The 18,844-nt window shown below is 57.5% G+C and carries 9 protein-coding genes and 2 pseudogenes; 10 read left to right on the plus strand and 1 reads right to left on the minus strand.

Going from position 1 to position 18,844, the window contains the following annotated elements; genetic code table 11:
* Window positions 1-15: 15 nt before the first annotated feature.
* From OZX67_RS09440 to pknB, 10 genes and pseudogenes are all read left to right on the plus strand, one after another.
* Entirely contained in the window at window positions 16-2,241 is a 2,226-nt protein-coding gene (locus OZX67_RS09440; protein ID WP_277142925.1) for a PASTA domain-containing protein, read from the plus strand.
* Between the two features lie 174 nt (window positions 2,242-2,415).
* The gene (locus OZX67_RS09445; protein ID WP_277142927.1) at window positions 2,416-4,998 is read left to right on the plus strand and encodes a zinc-ribbon domain-containing protein; all 2,583 of its coding nucleotides are present in this window, start codon (window positions 2,416-2,418) and stop codon (window positions 4,996-4,998) included.
* A 285-nt stretch (window positions 4,999-5,283) separates the two neighbouring features.
* Window positions 5,284-6,711 carry an RNA-binding domain-containing protein gene (locus tag OZX67_RS09450; protein WP_277142929.1) on the plus strand — a complete coding sequence of 476 codons (1,428 nt, stop codon included), beginning with the start codon at window positions 5,284-5,286 and terminating at the stop codon, window positions 6,709-6,711.
* 136 nt (window positions 6,712-6,847) lie between these two features.
* Window positions 6,848-7,549 (plus strand): DUF3662 and FHA domain-containing protein, encoded by a 702-nt coding sequence (locus OZX67_RS09455; protein WP_277142931.1) that lies wholly within the window; start codon window positions 6,848-6,850, stop codon window positions 7,547-7,549.
* A gap of 25 nt (window positions 7,550-7,574) precedes the next feature.
* On the plus strand, window positions 7,575-8,147 hold the full coding sequence (locus OZX67_RS09460) for an FHA domain-containing protein (RefSeq protein ID WP_277142933.1): 573 nt from the start codon (window positions 7,575-7,577) through the stop codon (window positions 8,145-8,147).
* A gap of 262 nt (window positions 8,148-8,409) precedes the next feature.
* Window positions 8,410-9,354, plus strand: a pseudogene (locus OZX67_RS09465) (Stp1/IreP family PP2C-type Ser/Thr phosphatase); the annotation flags it as partial.
* A 917-nt stretch (window positions 9,355-10,271) separates the two neighbouring features.
* The gene (locus tag OZX67_RS09470; protein ID WP_277142935.1) at window positions 10,272-12,017 is read left to right on the plus strand and encodes an FtsW/RodA/SpoVE family cell cycle protein; all 1,746 of its coding nucleotides are present in this window, start codon (window positions 10,272-10,274) and stop codon (window positions 12,015-12,017) included.
* Entirely contained in the window at window positions 12,014-13,483 is a 1,470-nt protein-coding gene (locus OZX67_RS09475; RefSeq protein WP_277142937.1) for a penicillin-binding protein 2, read from the plus strand. Before OZX67_RS09470 ends, OZX67_RS09475 begins: the two co-directional genes overlap by 4 nt.
* Window positions 13,480-14,379, plus strand: a pseudogene (locus OZX67_RS09480) (serine/threonine-protein kinase); the annotation flags it as partial. The gene OZX67_RS09475 and the pseudogene OZX67_RS09480, both read left to right, overlap by 4 nt.
* 779 nt (window positions 14,380-15,158) lie before the next feature.
* On the plus strand, window positions 15,159-17,246 hold the full coding sequence (gene pknB, locus OZX67_RS09485) for a Stk1 family PASTA domain-containing Ser/Thr kinase (RefSeq protein ID WP_277142939.1): 2,088 nt from the start codon (window positions 15,159-15,161) through the stop codon (window positions 17,244-17,246).
* 276 nt (window positions 17,247-17,522) lie between these two features.
* Here pknB and OZX67_RS09490 read toward each other — a convergent pair whose 3' ends face one another.
* A complete protein-coding gene (locus OZX67_RS09490; protein ID WP_277142941.1) occupies window positions 17,523-18,617 on the minus strand; it encodes a class C sortase in 1,095 nt (364 codons plus the stop codon).
* Between the last annotated feature and the right edge of the window lie 227 nt (window positions 18,618-18,844).

The following is an 18,844-nucleotide window of genomic DNA, read 5'->3' on the forward strand; positions in this document are numbered from 1 at the left end:
GCAGGCACAAACCCAATGGACACACCAACCGGCCCTAAAGCTACAGCCGCAGTGGCAACGGTGACAACGGCAGCAAAAGCAAACAGCAAAAAGCGCCTTATCATTATCATTGCGACGATCGTGGTTGTTGCGCTCGTAGCGGCGGGCGCTGGTTTCGGCACTTATAAAGCCCAACTCTGGGGCGGCAAAACCGTACCGTCCCCGGCAAATCTGGGCATCGCCAAGTCAAGCAAAACCCACGAATTCACCGCCGCCGACGTCGAGGCGTCGCTGCACAAACGCGGCTTCAAGACGGTGAACACACCGACATTCTCCGGCAAGCCCAAAGGCACCTTCCTCAAATACCGCAGCATCGACCCCAACAAGCGCTACAGTACCGGCAAGGACCGCATCACCATCATCTCCTCGAACGGCCCGGGCGTACCCAAAGGAACCAAAGGCCAGTCGGTGAAGAAAGTCGTCAAAACCCTGGCCGATATGAACGTGCCCGTGCATTATCACGAAGTAGTAGTCACCGATCAAAAGACCCCTGCCGACACCGTCGTCGCCTCCTACCCCACCGACGGGCAAGCGGTAAGCGACACCAAAACCGGCATCAACATCGGCGTCGCCAAACAGGCCAAGGGCGTGGGTTACGACATCGTTGGGCAAGACAAAGACCAAGCCAAGCAACAGTACGCGAGCGCCGGCTTCAAAGTCACTTTGAAGCCCCGCTTCTCATCGAAGGCACGGGTCGGCAAAATCGTGGACTCCAACCCGAAGCCCGGCACCGAGGCCGACGGCGGCGACCTCACCCTCTACTACGGCATCGACGCCAGCGGTTTCAAGGACGCGGTAAGTCAGGAAAACGTCAATCCGGAAGACAATGGCATCGATTTTGACGGGACCACCGTCGTAGGCGATGCGGCCCCGGTCGATGGCCACTATTGCACCAATTCAGGAAAATGCATCGATTTCATTCACGATCCCAAAATGGGCGACAAACCGTCGGTTTACAGCTCGGAAGATGTCAGCACATCAAAAACCAACACTTTCGAGAAGAATCTTCTTTTCTGCGGTGCAATACAACAAGCCTATTGCTCAAGTTCCATGGAAACCGGCACGAAACCCCTTTACGAAAAGGGGTCCGGAGCCTTTGAATTGGCACCCTACGACGCGTCTACCGGGTTTACTTGCGGTAATACATTTATTGAGGGCGACGCCGGAAGTGGATGCGTCAACGGCAAGCAGCCCAGTGAATTCATACCCTATGCCACGGAACACATGTCCGGGGCCCATTACGACATGGGTCCGCTTTACGTCTACTTCCCCGTCGGATCAGACGTCTCGAAGGTGGTCAACTCCAATTACTTCGACAAAGACGCCGTCACCAAAGCCGAAAAACAGAAGAAAATCGATACTTCGCGTCCGTTCTTCATCCGACGCGACAAGTCGCTTTACGACAAAACCAGCTTGGATGTCACTTCGACAATGACAACCCCCAATCCGTTCCTGCCTACATTCGGCACAATGGATGACACTAAGCTTCTGCCCGTCAAGCCCGCGCCCAGCGACGAAACGGCCTATTACCTGGTCGAAGACCCGCAGCTTGACTGGGGTTCGTTACCGGAGTATGTCTTCGGCGGCGGCAATGGCAGCAAAATCGACAAGCCTGACGCAGGGAATTCGCCAAAAGCAAACGCACAGCCCCAGGTCACCGCGCAAAACGCGACCCCCGATCAGATCACGGCAGCCGTTCAAAAGGGCGATGATTCGTTGATCGCCGGCAAATACTGCACCAACGGCGGCCACTGCCTCCAACTGAGCAAAACAGGCCAACTGACAGGAGGAAGCAGAGAAGACATGCTGGGAATCGATTCGACCCAGCTCACCCTTTCCACCACCTCCCAGGAGACGACCGACGCCAGGAACGTCAAGCCCGGTTCGCCGTTCCTGGAATTCCGAGGTTCCGACAATGACTACCTCTGCAAGAATGGCACGACAGGACTGGCCTGCAAGAACGGCGCGGAGACAACCCCCGAGATAGATCGCTGGCCGGCGCATATCGTCTACGTCTTCAAAGGCGGGGACACTTCAAGCTGGTACGCACCTGGAACTACGCCACCCATCCAGGGATTTATGTATGACAGCGTAGAGAGTGGCAGGAAACCAGCTCCGACCGACAGAGCATACATCTATCCGGTCGGCTGGCACATGACAGTTGTGCCATACGAAGACACTGTGTATTACTTCCAAGGCTAACGGTTCGCCGGTTCCGCTCCTTACGTTTTCGAGAATTGACATATTCTGATAATCTACCGGCAGCGGTATCGGCAGCACAGTCGACGCAAAATCTCGCGAGACTGGTCTTTCTCGAGTTTCGCAAGACAATTTGGTCGTATCATACAAATAGATCAAATCACATATGGAGTGAGCATGAGATTCTGCACCAACTGCGGTAAACGACTCGATGACAACGCGCAATTTTGCACGAACTGCGGGGCTCCAGTGCCTACAGATACTCTAGGCAGCACCGGCACCGGAAATACTGTCGGCAACGGTAACATCGGCAACGGCAATCACACCGATCATGGCAACACCGGCAACACCGATACCGAAACCGGCAATAGCGATAACGGAAAAGCCGGCACTGCCAGCAGCCGAAATTACGGTACGCCTGCGAACAACGTACCCGCTCCTGGATCCATGCCATCAGTGCCGCAACCATCTCAAGGCGCCAATGTTCAGGTACCGATGCCCGACCACCCGGTAGCAAACAGTTCGTCACAAAGCGGCATCCCAGCCGGAACGTCCCGGACTTTCACTCCATCAAGCCCCGCTGCTGCAGCAAAGGCAACCGCACCAACGGCAGCACAAACCCGCACGAAGAAGACCCTGATCATCGTCATCGCAGCCATCGTCGTTGTCGCGCTCGTGGCCGCAATAGTCGGCTTCGGCACTTACAACGCCCAGGTATGGGGCGGCAAAACCGTGCCGAACCCGACCGACCTCGGGGTAGTCAAATCCGATAAAACAGACGAATTCAGCGCCGCCGACGTCGAAGCGTCACTGCACAAACGTGGCTTCAAAACCGTGACCAGGCAGACCTTCTCGGCAAAGCCCAAAGGCAGCTTCCTCAAATACCGCGGCATCGATCCGCACAAGCGTTACAGCACCCACAGCCAGCCCATCACGATTCTCGCCTCGAACGGCCCCGGCGTGCCCAAAGGCACCGGCGGACAACCCGTGCAAAATGTCACCGACAGCCTCAAATCCATGGGCGTTCCAGTACATTATTACAAGGTGATAACCAACACCGACAAGACCAAAGAAGGCACGGTCATCGCCTCCTACCCCGGTGACGGGCAAGCGGTCAGCGACAGCAAAACCGGCATCAACGTCGGCGTCGCGACGTCAGGCGAGGGCATCAATTACGACGTCGTGGGCCAAGACAAGGACTCCGCGCAACAACAGTACACAAAGAAAGGCTTCCGAGTCTGGATGGCACCGCGTTTCTCCTCCAAGAAAATGCTCGGTAAAATCGTGGATTCCCAGCCCAAGCCCGGCAGTCAGGTTGCCGGAGGCGACCTCATCCTCTTCTACGGCATCGACGCCAGCGGGATGGACAAGGCGGTGCAAGGCGATAAAGACAATTATTCCGTCTACGCGCCGGCCGCCCCTGTAGGAGGAACGTATTGTACCAAGTCCGGTCAATGCATCAATCTGGACGAGAAAGTCAATCCGCCTTCCTCCAGCTCCAGCTCCGAAAACGACCTCCCTTGGTTCGCCACCACAAGCCAGGTGAAAAGCTCCGAGGACTCGGGCAACGGTTCCAACGACGTCACCGGACTCGGCCACGAACTGCTCTTCTGCCACTCTGGAGGCGATCCCGGCTGTGCGTCGCGAGCGCACAAAAACGACTACGGCTCACGTAACGAACTGTATTATCAAAACTATGGCGCCTTCGAACTGATGGACTCAAGCCTCAACCAGATAACCTGCGGCACCGGTTCAATCGGCCGCTGGGACCCTATAGACGTTTGCGTCAACGGGAAACTGACCGAGCGAAATTACTCCGATCAGAACCCGAAGCTGTCCGGCGCATCCTATGAAATGCGTACTCACTACGTCTACTTCCCTGTCGGTTCGGACGTCAAAGGCGTGGTCGATTCGGGTTACTTCGACAAAGCCTACGTTGCCAAAGCCAAGAAACAGAAAGCCGTCGACACCTCGCGTCCGTTCTTCATCCGCCGCGACAAGAGCCTTTACAAGACCACCAAGGTCGACGTGCCGAATCTGAACACCCTCAATCCGTTCATCCCGGAGAACGACGATGGCAACAGCAAAGGCAACAAACCCGTTCCGACCAAACCCGCGCCCAGCGACGAAACCGCCTACTACTTAGTCGAAGACCCGCAGCTCGACTGGAGTTCGCTGCCCGAGTTCACGATTTCGAAGGACGGCAGCAAGCCCGACCCGAAGCCCACCGCCAAAAACGCGACCCCGGACCAGATCACAGCAGCGGCAGCCAAGGGCGATTTCTCGCTGATAGCGGGCAAGTACTGCACCATTGGAAACGAGTGCCTGGACCTCAGCAAAACAGGTCTGCTGACTGGAGGCAAAACACATTCATCAAGCCAATTGCATCTCGGAACGAATGGTGAGATGTGGTCAAGCACTGCCCATAACGCCGACCCCGCTTCGCAGTACCTGAATCTGCTCGGTTCCGATAGTGAGTATTCCTGCGTGACGGCAACCGGCGCAGCCTGCAAAGACCATACCCCCTTGAGCGATATCATTTGGCCAACCGACATGATTTACGTCTTCAAGAACACCGACACCTCTTCCTGGTATTCCGGGCAAGACGACATGCATGGCCCCGGTTGGGATATATACAACACCCAGTCCGCCCTCGCCGGCAGCAAACCGGCTTCGACATCCCGGCCATACCTCTATCCGATGATCTACCACATGAACCCGGCTCCCACCGACAACTCCGTCTACTATCTGCAGGAATAAGTCCTCCAGGAATGAGTCTCAGCAGCGACGGCAAACAAATCGTCATCGTAACCCGTTAACCTATCTTATCGTCTATCGCATCATTTGATAAGATAGCCGACACAATAAAAGTATAAGATATAAGATAAACCGAAAACGCTGCAATCCCAAAGAAAATAAGCTATACATTTCTAGTAAATTGCCGATTTATCTTATCAAGATATCGTATCTTATCATCTTTTATCTTATACTTTGATAAGATAAAAGTATAAGATATAAGATAGCTTCCAAAAGATGGAGATTGTGATGGCCTTGAATTTAAAAGAAGGTACGCACGTCGAATTCAAACGACAATGGAGCAACAGCGCCAGGCACGCCCTTTCTGCATTCGCCAACACCGACGGAGGCACCATCTATCTCGGCATCGATGACGACGGCTCGGTCGTCGGCGTCCCAAATCCTGATGAAGCCATGCGTCAGGCCTCTCAAGCAGCGTCGGATGGTATCCGGCCCGACATCATGAGTTGCGTTTCCATCGAAGAAGAGGAATACGAAAATCTACCGGTCATAGCCGTCCATGTGCAGCGCGGCACCAACCGCCCTTATTATCTCCCAGATAAAGGAATCAGCCCCGGCGGTATATATATCCGGTCAGGCTCGGCCTCCATTCCCGCTTCCGAAACGGCCATCCTGGACATGATCAAAATCACTTCAGGATATTCTTTCGAAAATGAGATTTCCGTCAATCAGGAACTGACGTTCATAGCAACAAAAAATGTTTTCAAGGAGCACGAAGTAGATTTTGACCGCAGCGCGTATAAAACCCTCGGCCTGGTCAATACTTCCGATGAGTTCACCAATCTTGCATATTTACTTTCCGACCAGTGCGATGCCCAAACCTATGTAGCCAAATTCAACGGCACCGCCAAAATGACCTTCGAAAACCGCCTGGATTGTAGCGGCTCCCTATTCTCTCAGTTTGAACAGGCCTCACGGTTTCTGCGTCAGTACAATACCGTTTCTTCCTATACCGGAGCCGACGGCTACCGGGTCGAACACTATGACTATCAGCCTTCGGCGCTTCGCGAAGCTCTGCTCAACCTGATTATCCATCGTGATTACAGCTATCGCACATCCCCTGCAACCATCAGCATTTTTGACGACCGGATAGAATTCCTTGATTTAGGACCATTGCCAGAAGGCATTACAAAAGCGGACATCATGAAAGGCACGTCAGCTCAAATCAATCCCAAATTGGCAGCCATTTTTTATCGGCTTCATCTCGTTGAGGCTTACGGAACCGGCATCAAAAAAATTCTCACGGCGTATCTCGGCCAGCCTGACCAACCCGATTTCGTCCTTACCGACCATGTGTTCAAGTTGATATTGCCAATCATGAATGGAAACAAGCCGAACATACCCGCCATCGATGATTTGCCGATGAAGGATTCGAATTCCAAAACCTCGGATAACAAGCAACCGATCTTCCCGTCTCTGGCATCTCAACCCCAAAACACAACCAATAAGAAGGACCATAGGAATCAAACCGAAAAGCGCCGAACTCTGATTATCGAATACACAAAGTCTCATGGCATTATAAACCGCAGTAGGGCAGAAGAACTTACCGGCCTCTCACAGCCAGGAGCATCAAAACTGCTAAAGCGCCTGGTCGAAGAAGGGACACTCGAGCGCATCGGAGCCGGACCGAAAACCGCTTACAAAATCAAGGGATGAACATTGAGCAAGCCGAGATGACGCCAGTCTTTCTGTCTTTAGACCCCCACAATGAAGAAATTGCACGGATTAGGGGGAAAATCGCAACTCGTTTGCGGCGTCGCGTAAGATGGTGACTGATAAGAAAGGGGCTACGATGAGCGTTTTTGATCGTTTTGAGAAAAGCGTTGAGGGAGCCGTGAACGGTGTCTTCTCGAAATTCGGCTCGAAAGACCTTCAACCGGTTGACCTCTCCAGCGCTCTCGAACGCGAGATCGACAACGAGGCCATGCCGGTCGGGCGTGACCGCACCGTCGCCCCGAACGAATACCGCTTCAAGCTGAGCACGCCTGATTTCGACCGCATCGAGCAGTGGGGCAGCGAAACACTGGCCAACGAGCTTGCGGACAACCTCACCCAGTACGCCAAAAGCCAGCACTATGCTTTCGTCGGCCCCGTCGTCGTGATTTTCGAAGAAGATCTCGACCTGAGCAAGGGCAACTTCAAGCTCACCAGCGAATCCGTGCAGGGCAACGCCGTTCCCGTGACCACCGAGAACCAGTCGCAAGACAGCCCGATGCTCGAGATCAACGGCAACCAATACCTGCTGACCAAAGAAAAGACCATCGTCGGCCGTGGCTCGGGCTGCGACATCGTCATCGACGATCCGGGCATCTCACGAAATCACCTCGAAATCGACATCACCCCGAACGGCACCATCGCCCGCGATTTGGGCTCCACCAACGGAACCTACGTGGAAGGGCACCAAGTGCCGGCCGCGACCCTGCTCGACGGCAACACCATCACCATCGGCCATACCCGCATCCTCTATTGGGCTTCACAGCAGGATCAGGACTAACGGCCAGACGCCAGGTACATCCTTTATGATCACCGAACTAACCTTTGCGATTCTCAAGTATGGCTTCCTCGCCCTGCTTTGGGTTTTCGTATGGCTTGCCGTCCGCTCGCTCAAACGCGACGTCGATACGCTGAGCCCGCACAAATCGTGGTCGCACCGCAAAAGTGCCCGCCGCGCGCGCAAGGCAGCCGAATCCAACCCGATGCCGGCCATGGCAAACGCCGCTCCCGTGGCTGTGTCGCGCCGCGGAAACCCCGGTATGCAGATGGGCAGCGCCGGCGGGGCTGGCATCAACGCCAACGCAAAACCAACGCTTCTGACCATTATCGACGGCCCGCTTGCCGGTTCGTCCGTTCCGTTGAGCAACGGCACGATCACCCTCGGCCGCTCCAGCTCCAACACCGTGGTGCTTGACGACGAATTCGTTTCCTCCCAGCACGCCCGCGTTTACGCCGACCCCGCTTCCGGCTCATGGGCCATCGAAGACCTTGGCAGCACCAACGGCACCATCGTCAATCACCGCCGCATCACCTCGCCCGTGGTCCTGCCTGCGCGTGTTCCCGTGCGTATCGGCGCCACGACGTTCGAATTGAGGTGACCGCCATATGCCAGATACCTCAAATCTTTCAAATTCTTCAGCGCAGCACACCTCCGAAGAGAACTCCTCCATACAACGTTCTTCATCACAGCATCTTTCGGCCAATAAGGATCATTCCGATTCCACGATGCCACCTTCAATTCCCGTAACCGGAACCCATGGGAATAACGCTCACGCCGCTCAGGGTGAAAGCAGCAGTGGCGACGAGAGCACGCCAAACACGCAACGCATCGCCATCAACCCGGAGGGCAACACCGGCAAGATGCCTCAAGTGGCACGCACCTCCGACAGCCACGCTGACAAATCCAACAACCATCAGCTTTTCCTTTATTCCACAACGGTTTCCGACGTGGGAACGGTACGTAGCAACAACCAGGATTCGTCGTTCGCCGGCGAGCGCCTCATCGCCATTTGCGACGGCATGGGCGGGCACGCAGGCGGTGACACGGCCTCGACCATCGCCATCCGCTCCCTGGCACATATCGAGCAAAGCGACGCGAAAAGCGACGTGGCCTCCATCGCTTCGATGATGGAAACCAGCGTCATGGCCGCACACGACGCGATTGTCGGCAAGGCCAAGCGCGAGCGCGGCCTGGCAGGCATGGGCACCACGGTCACCGCCGTCGCCCTCGTATCTGGCCATTGGGTTATCACCCACATCGGCGATTCCCGAGCCTATCTGCTTCGCGACGGCAAAATCCGCCGCATGACCCAAGACCATAGCTACGTTCAGCACTTGATCGACACCGGACGTATTAGCGAAGCGGAAGCGCGCAACCACCCCCAGCGCAACGTCGTCATGCGCGTCTTGGGGGATTTCGACATCGACCCGCACCCCGACATCGCGATATTGACCGCCAAACCCACCGACCGCTGGCTGCTATGCTCCGACGGCCTTTCCGGCGTGCTGGAAGATGACACACTCGAAGACGTACTTTCGACGGTTTCGGACGAAGAGGAATGCGCCCAGCAGCTGGTCGCGATGGCTCTGAAAGCCGGCAGCACCGATAATGTCACGGCCGTCATCGCCGACGCCACGCTTGCGCTCGACGCCGATTCCTTCGACCTGCCCCACCAGACCCCGCTGATCGGCGGCGCGGCAAGCTCGAACCTCGAAGCCATCGCCGACATCATCAAGGAACCGGTCGCCTCCTCTCCGCTTTTGCGGCTCGGCAAGCAGTCCCCCGCGCAACGGGCCGCCGCCCTGACCCACAGCGGGTACGACGACAACGAGGGCAACGGCAACGATGACGGCAATCCCGCCCAGTACCCTCCGAACGCTCAAAATCCGGTTTCTTCTGATACCGAAACGTCCGGCAGCGCCGGCAACGGGCCTTCTCAAGCAGACGCCGAGTCCAACCAGTCTGGTCAGAAAAGCCACCATCACCACAGGCATCTCGACGACACCTCGCAAGCCGGAGACGAAGACGATAACGACAACACCAATATCGTCCACGTCGCGCAGCCCTCGTCCGTCCGCGACGAAAACGACAACAACGGCAATATGGACACTGGCGAAATCCCCGTGGTCAAGAAAAAAGACGGCCGTGTTTCCGCTGATCCCAACGATCCGGAAGTGGCCCGCGCCATCCGTCGAGAGCACTTGCGCGAACGCAAAGAGGCACGCCGCAAGCACAATCGAGGCCGTATAGCGGTTGTCCTCGCTTTTGTGATTGCCCTGTGCGCTTTGCTCGGCGTAGGGTTCGGCGCATACCGCTGGAGCCAGACGAAGTATTATATTGGTACCAGCGACGGTTCCGTGGCCATTTACCAGGGCGTCAATACCAACATCTTCGGCTGGGCCCTTTCACACAAGGTCGAATCAACGGACATCGAGACTTCCCAGCTACCGCAATCCTGGAACGACGAGCTTGACCAGGGCATCTCCTTGGACTCGTTCGAGGAAGCCGAAAGTCATGTCGCCATTATCAAGAAAGAAGCCAAAAACCTCGATAAGACAAAGGACAAGGACACTCCATGGCCCTGGTCGAGCGAGGCTACGGGCAGTTCTGCTTCGAGCCTTCCAGATAGTTCAAGCGGTTCAAGCGGTTCCGCATCCGACGATAGCGGCCCCGATGCAACGCCGGTGACGATACCGAACACGGCCCACAAGGCGGCGAGCGCATGATCGCCACCCGCTTCCGCCAAATCGGTCTGCTGCTGTTCGCCATCGTGATCAGCGGCATCGCCTTTTTCCAGCTCTTTGCACGCGTCTATAGCGGCTTCCCGGCCAACCTCGTCACGGCTCTCGTGGCGGTGGCGGTGCTGTTCATCGTGCTTTGGGCGCTGCTGCTGAAATTCCAGCCGTATGCCAGCCAGGAAATTCTGCCGTGCGTCATGCTGCTGACGGCCATCGGCACGATGATGATCGCGCGCATCGATTACGCGAAAAACACTTCGGTGGCCTACCGCCAGTTGATTTGGGCATGCGTCGCGCTGGTGCTGACCTGCATTTTCATTATCGTCCTGCGCGACTACCGCGTATTACGTCGCTTTTCGTATGTGAGTATGGTCATCGGCCTGGCACTGCTGCTCTCCCCCATGATTCCGGGCCTTGGCAAGGAAATCGGCGGCGCACGCATCTGGATCGGCTTCGGCTCGCACACCTTGCAGCCCGGCGAATTCGCCAAGCTCTTCCTCGCCTTCTTCTTTGCGGCCTACCTCTTCAACCACCGCGACCAGCTCGCGGTCGGCGGCAAGAAAGTGGCGGGTCTGCAGCTTCCCCGAGTCAAAGACATGGGCCCGCTCATTCTGGTCTGGTTCGCCTCCATCGGCGTTTTGGTGGTTCAACACGATCTCGGCACCTCGCTGATGTTCTTCGCCATGTTCGTCTCGATGCTCTACGTCGCCACCGGCCGCGGCAGCTGGCTGATCATCGGCGGCATCGCCTTCGTGGTCGCGGCGGTCTTCTCGGTCAAGGTCTTCGCCCACGTCGGCTATCGCGTCGACGGCTGGCTCCACCCCTTCGACGCTGCCGTCTATAACCGCCGATATGGCAGTTCCTACCAGCTGGTCACCGGGCTCTTCGGCCTCGCTTCCGGCGGCCTGCTGGGCACCGGCATCGGGCAGGGGCACCCCGGGCTGACCCCACTTGGCAATTCCGATTTCATCTATTCGTCCCTCGGCGAGGAACTCGGCCTGACCGGGCTGATGGCGATTCTGATGCTCTACCTAATCATCATCACTTCCGGCCTGCTCACGGCCATGAAAATCAAGGATGGTTTCGGCAAACTCCTGGCGAGCGGCCTCGTTTTCACGATGGCCTTCCAGGTATTCACCGTGGTCGGCGGCCTGACGCTGGTCATTCCGATGACGGGCCTGACGATGCCGTATATGGCAGCCGGTGGTTCATCGCTGGTAGCGAACTATATCCTTGCGGCACTTCTGATCGTCATTTCCAACGAAGCCAATAAGCCCGAACCTGAGGGCGAACTTTCCAACACGATGCAATATGAAGCGATGGAAGCTCTGAACGAACGCAACGCGCAGAAAAAGCTTAACGAAGCCAAGCGTTCCCATTCACGCTCACGTTCGCGCCACCGCGCGGAGGAACCCGAGCTGGAGTCCGCGACGTCGAGCTTCCCCGTCGCCACGTCACCGTCGTCTCCTTCGACATCGTCACCGTCGTCAACGTCTCCATCTCCAAGGTCCGCAGCTTCGGCACCGGTCGCGAGCGCAGAAAGCGATTCGCCGTATTCACCGATGCCGTCAAATCCCATGCCGCAGAAGACTTCCCCGATGCCGCAAGCCACACAGCCGGCTCCGGAAACGCAGTATCCCGACAATGCCCAGCCTGCGAACCCCCTTGGTTCCGACGATTCCGGCATTCAAAATCTGAGCTTTGACGATCTGATGGGAGGCTCGCGATGAACAAATACCTCCGTCAGCTTTTCACCGCCGTCATCGTCCTCTTCGCGATTTTGGGACTTTCCAGCACCATGATCACCGCCGTCAGGGCCAATAAACTCAACAACGACCCGCGCAACCAACGCGGCCTCTATCACGAGTTCAACGCGCCTCGCGGCTCCATTCTCGCCTCCGACGGCACGGTATTGGCCAAGTCCGACCCGGTCAACGACCCGTTCGCCTACCAGCGTTCGTATACGAATGGCCCGCTATACGCGCCCGTAACCGGCTACTTCTCCATCAGCCAACGCGCCGACCGCGGCATCGAGGACTCGCGCAACAAGCTTCTGACCGGGGAATCCAACCAGCTTTTCTGGCAGCAGTTCAAGTCGCTTTTCACCGGCTCGGCCAACAAGGGCGCGTCCATCGAGACCTCCATCGACCCGAAGCTGCAGAGCAAGGCCTACGAGCAGATGGGCAACAAGAGCGGTTCCGTGGTGGTTCTTGAGCCCAAGACCAACCGCATTCTGGCGATGGTTTCCACCCCAAGTTACGACCCAAACGTGCTCGCCAGCCACGATACGACAAAGGTCAATCAGGCTTATTCGCACCTCACCGGCGACAAGTCGAACCCGATGCTCAACCGCGCGATTTCCGAGCTTTACCCGCCCGGGTCCAGCTTCAAGACCGTCGTGGCCACGGCAGCGCTGGAAAGCGGCAAATACCAGCTTGATACGCGCATTCCCGCCGGCGCAAGCTATACGCTGCCCAATACCAGCACCAGGCTGACCAATCAGGGAAGCGCTGCAAACGGCGGCGCCGACGGCCAGATTTCCTTCGAGGACGCATTGGCCTATTCTTCCAATACCGCTTTCGCCCAGCTGGGCGGCGCACTTGGCGCGCAGACCATCCAGGACACGGCCAAGAAATTCGGCTTCGGCTCCTCGATCCCTATCGACGGCTCCAATTCGACCGGTGACCCCATGCAGGCTATCGCTTCGAAATTCCCCGACAACCCGACCCCCGACCGCCTCGCACTGGCGTCGATCGGCCAGGGCGATACCCAGGAGACCCCGTTGCAGAACGCGATGATCGCCTCGGCCATCGCCAACGGCGGGACGTTGATGCGCCCGACGCTGGTCGACCGCGTGCGTTCCAGCGACCTGACGGTGATTTCGCAGACCAATTCGAGCGTGATGAGCCAGCCGATGAGCAAGGATACGGCCAACAAATTGACCGAAATGATGAAGGCGGTCATCACCAAGGAGAACCCACAGCTCGCGATTCCAGGAGTTTCCGTGGCGGCGAAAACCGGTACCGCGCAGATCGGCGTGGGCAACCAAAGCAACGACGGCTGGATTATGGGCTTCGCGCCCGCAGACGACCCGAAAATCGTGGTCGCCGTGGTCGTTCATAATACAGATAGGGCAGGCAGCGACGCGGCCGGACCAATCATGAAGGCGATAATGAGGGAGGCACTGGGCAAATGAAGCTCGTTGAAGGTCAACTGATTCACAACCGGTACCGTCTCGATCGCCGGCTCGCACAAGGCGGAATGGGCGAGGTCTGGAAGGGCTACGACATCCAGCTGGGCCGCGTGGTCGCCATCAAGGCGTTGCGCGGAGACCTGACCGACGTGGAGGCCAAGCGGCGCAGGCTGCGCATCGAAGCGCACAATTCCGCCGATTTGGCGCATCCGAATATCGCGGCGCTTTTCGATTATTACGAACACGACGGCATCGGCTTTTTGATTATGGAATACGTCGACAGCGAGTCGCTGGCCGACCTGTACCGCGAAAAAGGTGCGATAGACCCGCTTGAGCTCCTGCCGATTCTGGTGCAGGTGGCGCGCGGCCTCTACGTGGCACATTCGCATGGCGTAATCCATCGTGATGTGAAACCCGCGAATATCATGGTCTCCAAGGACGGCCAGGTCAAGATCACCGATTTCGGCGTCTCCTATTCCACCAACCAGGCCCAAATCACGCAAGACGGCATGGTGGTAGGAACCGCGCAATATATTTCGCCGGAACAGGCCCAGGGCAAGAAGGCGACGCCACAGTCCGACATCTACTCGCTGGGAGTCGTGGCTTACGAAGGCCTGTGCGGGCATCGTCCGTTCACCGGCGCCACGCCGGTTGACATTGCCGCCGCGCATGTCAACGAAGCGGTTCCGCCGCTGCCGGACACCGTCGACGTGCAGCTGGCACAGTTCGTCATGTCGATGCTTTCCAAGGATCCGCTCGACCGACCGAAAGATGCGCTGGTCGTCTCCCGCACGCTTTCGCATATCGAACGTCGATTGATGGACCAGCAGGCTGCGCTGGACGACACCACGATAGTTTCCCGTGACGGGCGCGTCGCACGTCGCGTGGTCAGCGCTCCGTATGCTTCCGACGGTTCGGTGTCGGGCAACCCCGTAGCAGGGCCAAAACACAGGGCATCGGCACCTGAAATCGATGACGGAGCGGGCCACGTCGTCGAAGATCACGTTGAGCGTCATGCCGGCGACGATGACCCAGACAACACCGAAATAGACGACAGCACGTTGGGCAGCGAAACCCGCAATGTCATCGTCAGCGACGTAGACAGCGCCAACGAAAACGGCAAAGCCGATAGCCAGGCAAAAACGCAGACCGCCGATGTAAACGAAATCGCCGCGAACAAGACTCCCGACACCGCTTCCGATGATACTTCCAACGACGCTGTAACCGACAGTAAAACGACCGATAAATCCAGCAATGACACCGAAACCGAGACGGACGATGCCCAAACCCACATCAACGACGAGTTTTCGCCGGCCGCCCGAGCAGCGATACAGACGATGACGCAGACATTGCGGGCAATCACGGATTATCAGATTCCAGCTATAAAGACTGACGACAGCGTCCCCGTCGACGACAAGCCGCCTCAATCGCCTCCACAGGCCGAAACCGCGAACGCAAAGGCAAGCACGGTCACGGGTACAAACGCGAGCGCAAGTCACAAACAGACTTCCTCACCTATAACTTCAGACACCAATACAGCGAATCCTGACCGCGGAACCGCCAAGAAACCCGCCGCCACCGATTCGTCAAAATCCTCTTCAGACGCTGCCGGGAACAATATTCCGGTCACCGAAGGCAATAACCAGGCAGCGAACACTGAAAACCGGAAGGAGCAGCAATGAGCACCAATATGCCAACATCACTGGCAGATGGCCGTTACCAGCTGGGGCAACTGATCGGACGCGGCGGCATGGCCGAGGTCCACATCGCCCAAGACACCCGTCTGGGGCGCGTTGTCGCTATCAAAATCATGCGCTCCGACCTCGCCAACGACGACATCTTCCTCAAGCGGTTCGCGCGTGAGGCGCACTCCGTCGCGCAGATGAACAACGTCAACATCGTCAACATCTACGATTCCGGCGAAGAGACCATCACCACCGAAGACGGCAACACCGAGCGCGTGCCGTACATCGTCATGGAGTACGTCAAGGGCCAAACCCTGCGCGACATCATCAAGGCGAACGGGCCCTTGAGCCAGCGTGACGCTGAACAGGTGATGCTGGGAGTGCTGAACGCGCTTGACTATTCGCACCGGATGGGAATCATTCACCGCGATATCAAGCCCGGCAACATCATGATCAGCGAGCAGGGCATGGTCAAGGTCATGGACTTCGGCATCGCCCGTGCCCTCGATGATTCCGTGGCCACGATGACCCAATCGCAGGGGGTGGTCGGCACCGCGCAATATCTCTCCCCGGAACAGGCCCGCGGCGAGGCTGTCGACATGCGCTCCGACCTCTATTCGGCCGGCTGCGTACTCTACGAAATGCTCACCGGACGCGCGCCCTTCACCGGCGATTCGGCAGTGGCAATCGCCTATCAGCACGTTTCGGAAGTCGCCACCCCGCCCAGCGCCATCGTGCCAGGTCTGCCCAAGATGTGGGATCAGATCTGTGCCAAGGCGATGGCCAAGGATCGCCAGAACCGTTATGCGACGGCCGCCGAGTTCCGCAACGATATCCTCACCTACATGAATGGTGGCATCCCGGTCGCCGCGGCGTTCAACCCGTTGACCGACCTCGCCAACATGAAGGAACGCAAGCAGGCCGAGCAGACCGCAGCCACCGAGGCCATGAACCCCGTCGAGACCACCGCGACGCAGGCTTTCGACCCGCTCACCGGAACCTACGGCAATGGGCCGGCCGGCGAACTTTCGCAAGCCGGCAACACCGCGCTCAAATCCCGCGCCGAAAAAGCCGCGGAAGATAAGGCGAAAAAGAAAAAGAAGATCATCATCGGCTCGATCATCGGTGCCGTTGTCGCCATTCTTGCCATCGTGGGCATCGCCTATGGCGTCACTCACATGAAGAAGGCCGAAATGGTGACCGTGCCGGCCTTCAATTCCACCACCACCCAGGCACGGGCCGAGGAACAGCTCGACGAGGTGGGGCTGAAGATGAAGGTCGAGCAGGACACGGATTCAAGCGAGCCCAAGGGTACGTTCACGCGTCAGGATCCCGCCGGCAACGCCAAAGCCCCCAAGGGTTCAACCGTCAAGGTCTGGTTCTCCGCCGGGCCGCAGGCAGGCCAGGTGCCCGACGTCAAGGGCAAATCGGTCAACGACGCAAAAGCCGTCCTCAAAAAGGCCGGTTTCAAGGTTTCCCCGGCCACCCAGACCGAGGACAGCCCGGACGTGGCGCAAGGCATGGTCACGCGCACCGACCCGGCCGCCGGTTCGGCCACCGACAAGGGCACGTCGCTGATGCTCTACGTTTCCTCCGGCATGACCAAGGTGCCTGACGTCACCGGCCAGCAGCAGGATCAGGCGCTGAACCAGCTCAAGGCGTTCACCGTGGTTGTCCAGCAGGAGACTTCCGACAACGTAGCCCAGGGCCTTGTCACGCGCACCGACCCAGCGGCCGGCACGAGCCTCGCGCAACGCAGCAACATCACGGTCTACGTCTCGTCCGGCAAACCCAAGATCACTGTGCCCAACGTCGACACCAGCGGCGATTCCACAGTTGCCGAGGTGAGAGAAGCGCTTAAAGCCGCAGGCTTCAACGTCAATCCCGCCGAAGGCAATGACGACCTGAAGGTCATCGGCATCTCCCCGACCGCCGGATCGCAAGCCACCAAGGGCGACACCATCACTCTGAGCACGCAGGCCCCGGCCCAGCAGCCAGCCCCCAGCACCAATAACGGGACCACCAGCAACACCACAGGTGGCAACGGCCAAACCACTAACGGGGGAGCTAATAAGCAGTAAGCAGTAAAGTCTCCGCCAATCCCGTTGAATACGACCCTGAACCCACTCCAATCAGCGGTTCAGGGCCCTTTCATATCCGCTTTGCAACCTATGGTCACAGGCTTGGTTACATCGCGCTTTCCTACGGCCTGGCAGGAAGTTGCGTAATATAATAACCATTTGCTGTGAGCCGCTTTCTACAAAACTGGAACGCAGACATCGTTAACAGGCAGACACTAAAAAGCGCAAGTGACCAACCAATACTGGTGGTTGGTCACTTGCGCTTTGGCGAAGCGGCTATGGTTTCCCTGGCGGCTTGGGTGGCTTCGGGTTGCCGGGCGGGCGTTGGCGGCGGTGGGCAATGACGCCCATCGGAGGTAGGCCACGCTTGTCGACGAAGCGCGGAAGCAGCAATGACTTGGGAATCGGCGTGCCGTCATAGTGCCACGGCGGAGGCACGAGCTCGCGGTAGTTCTTGCGCATGGCGAGCAGGAAGCCGAGAATCGCCACGACCAGCGCCGTGAGCAAGCCATAGAGCTGTGCGTCGGCGGCCGCGTCGACGAGTGGTGGGATATCCTGCGGAATATTGCCGCGTTCGGCCGTGATGACGAGCCGCTCGGTATTAACGCCATATGGGGTGCAGGTCATGAGCGTGACGAGGTCCTTGCCCGGCACCACTTTGTACAGATGGACATCCTTCGGGTCGATCACATGAATGGCTTTGACACGGTAGCCCATCGTGTGGTTCAACGTGTTGATGTAGATGATGTCGCCCTTTTTAAGTTCATCGATTCTGGTGAACAGCAAGGCATTGGGCAGGCCACGATGGCCGGTGAGCACAGCGTTGGTGGACTTGCCGCCGACCGGCACGCTCGTGCCGTAGAGGTGGCCGGAACCAATGGTGAGCGTGCTGCGAGCCGTACCGTGATAAATCGGCAGGTGAATCGACACCTTGGGGATGCGGATGGTGCCCATAACCCCTGTCGGACCCTTTAGCAGAGACTGGTAGGTCGCATCCTTTGCCGATTCCGTATCTTCATCGGGTTTGTCGTTGAACGGATCCTTGACCTCACCCAGCCTCGTCTGTCCGGAAGCGGCAATCTGCTGGTTATAGGCCTGCGCCGCGTGAAGCTCCTTGGCCACTTCCCCTCGCGGCCATTTCATCACATCCCGCTCGGCTTGGATGGCGGCGAGCGCTTCATTTCTGGAGTTGACAACCCAATGGACCGGCACCCACATGATGAGGACCACGGTAAGAATGACGAAGAAGTCGTGCACGAGTTCGATGAGGATGCGGTAGACATATTGCCCACGATTCCTCACCGGCTTGAGAACGTCTTCGAAAGACACCTCATGCAGCGCACGCTCGAGATTCTTGTTCTTACGCTTCATTCATTCGTTCCGTCAGTACGTGGTCACTCGTTATTGACTCTTCAAGTTTAAAGTGATGCATGGAACGGACAGCCGCACCGTATTCCATCCATCACTGCGAATATGAAACAAGTGTATTCAACCTTGATTCACAAATTTGTTTACTTCACTACTTTATGAATTGCAGCACATACAGAACAATCTATGCTTTGCCTGCATACAAGTCGTTTCAATCAAAGCAAACAAAC

It is taken from the genome of Bifidobacterium sp. ESL0728, from assembly GCF_029392015.1.
GTDB lineage: Bacteria > Actinomycetota > Actinomycetes > Actinomycetales > Bifidobacteriaceae > Bifidobacterium.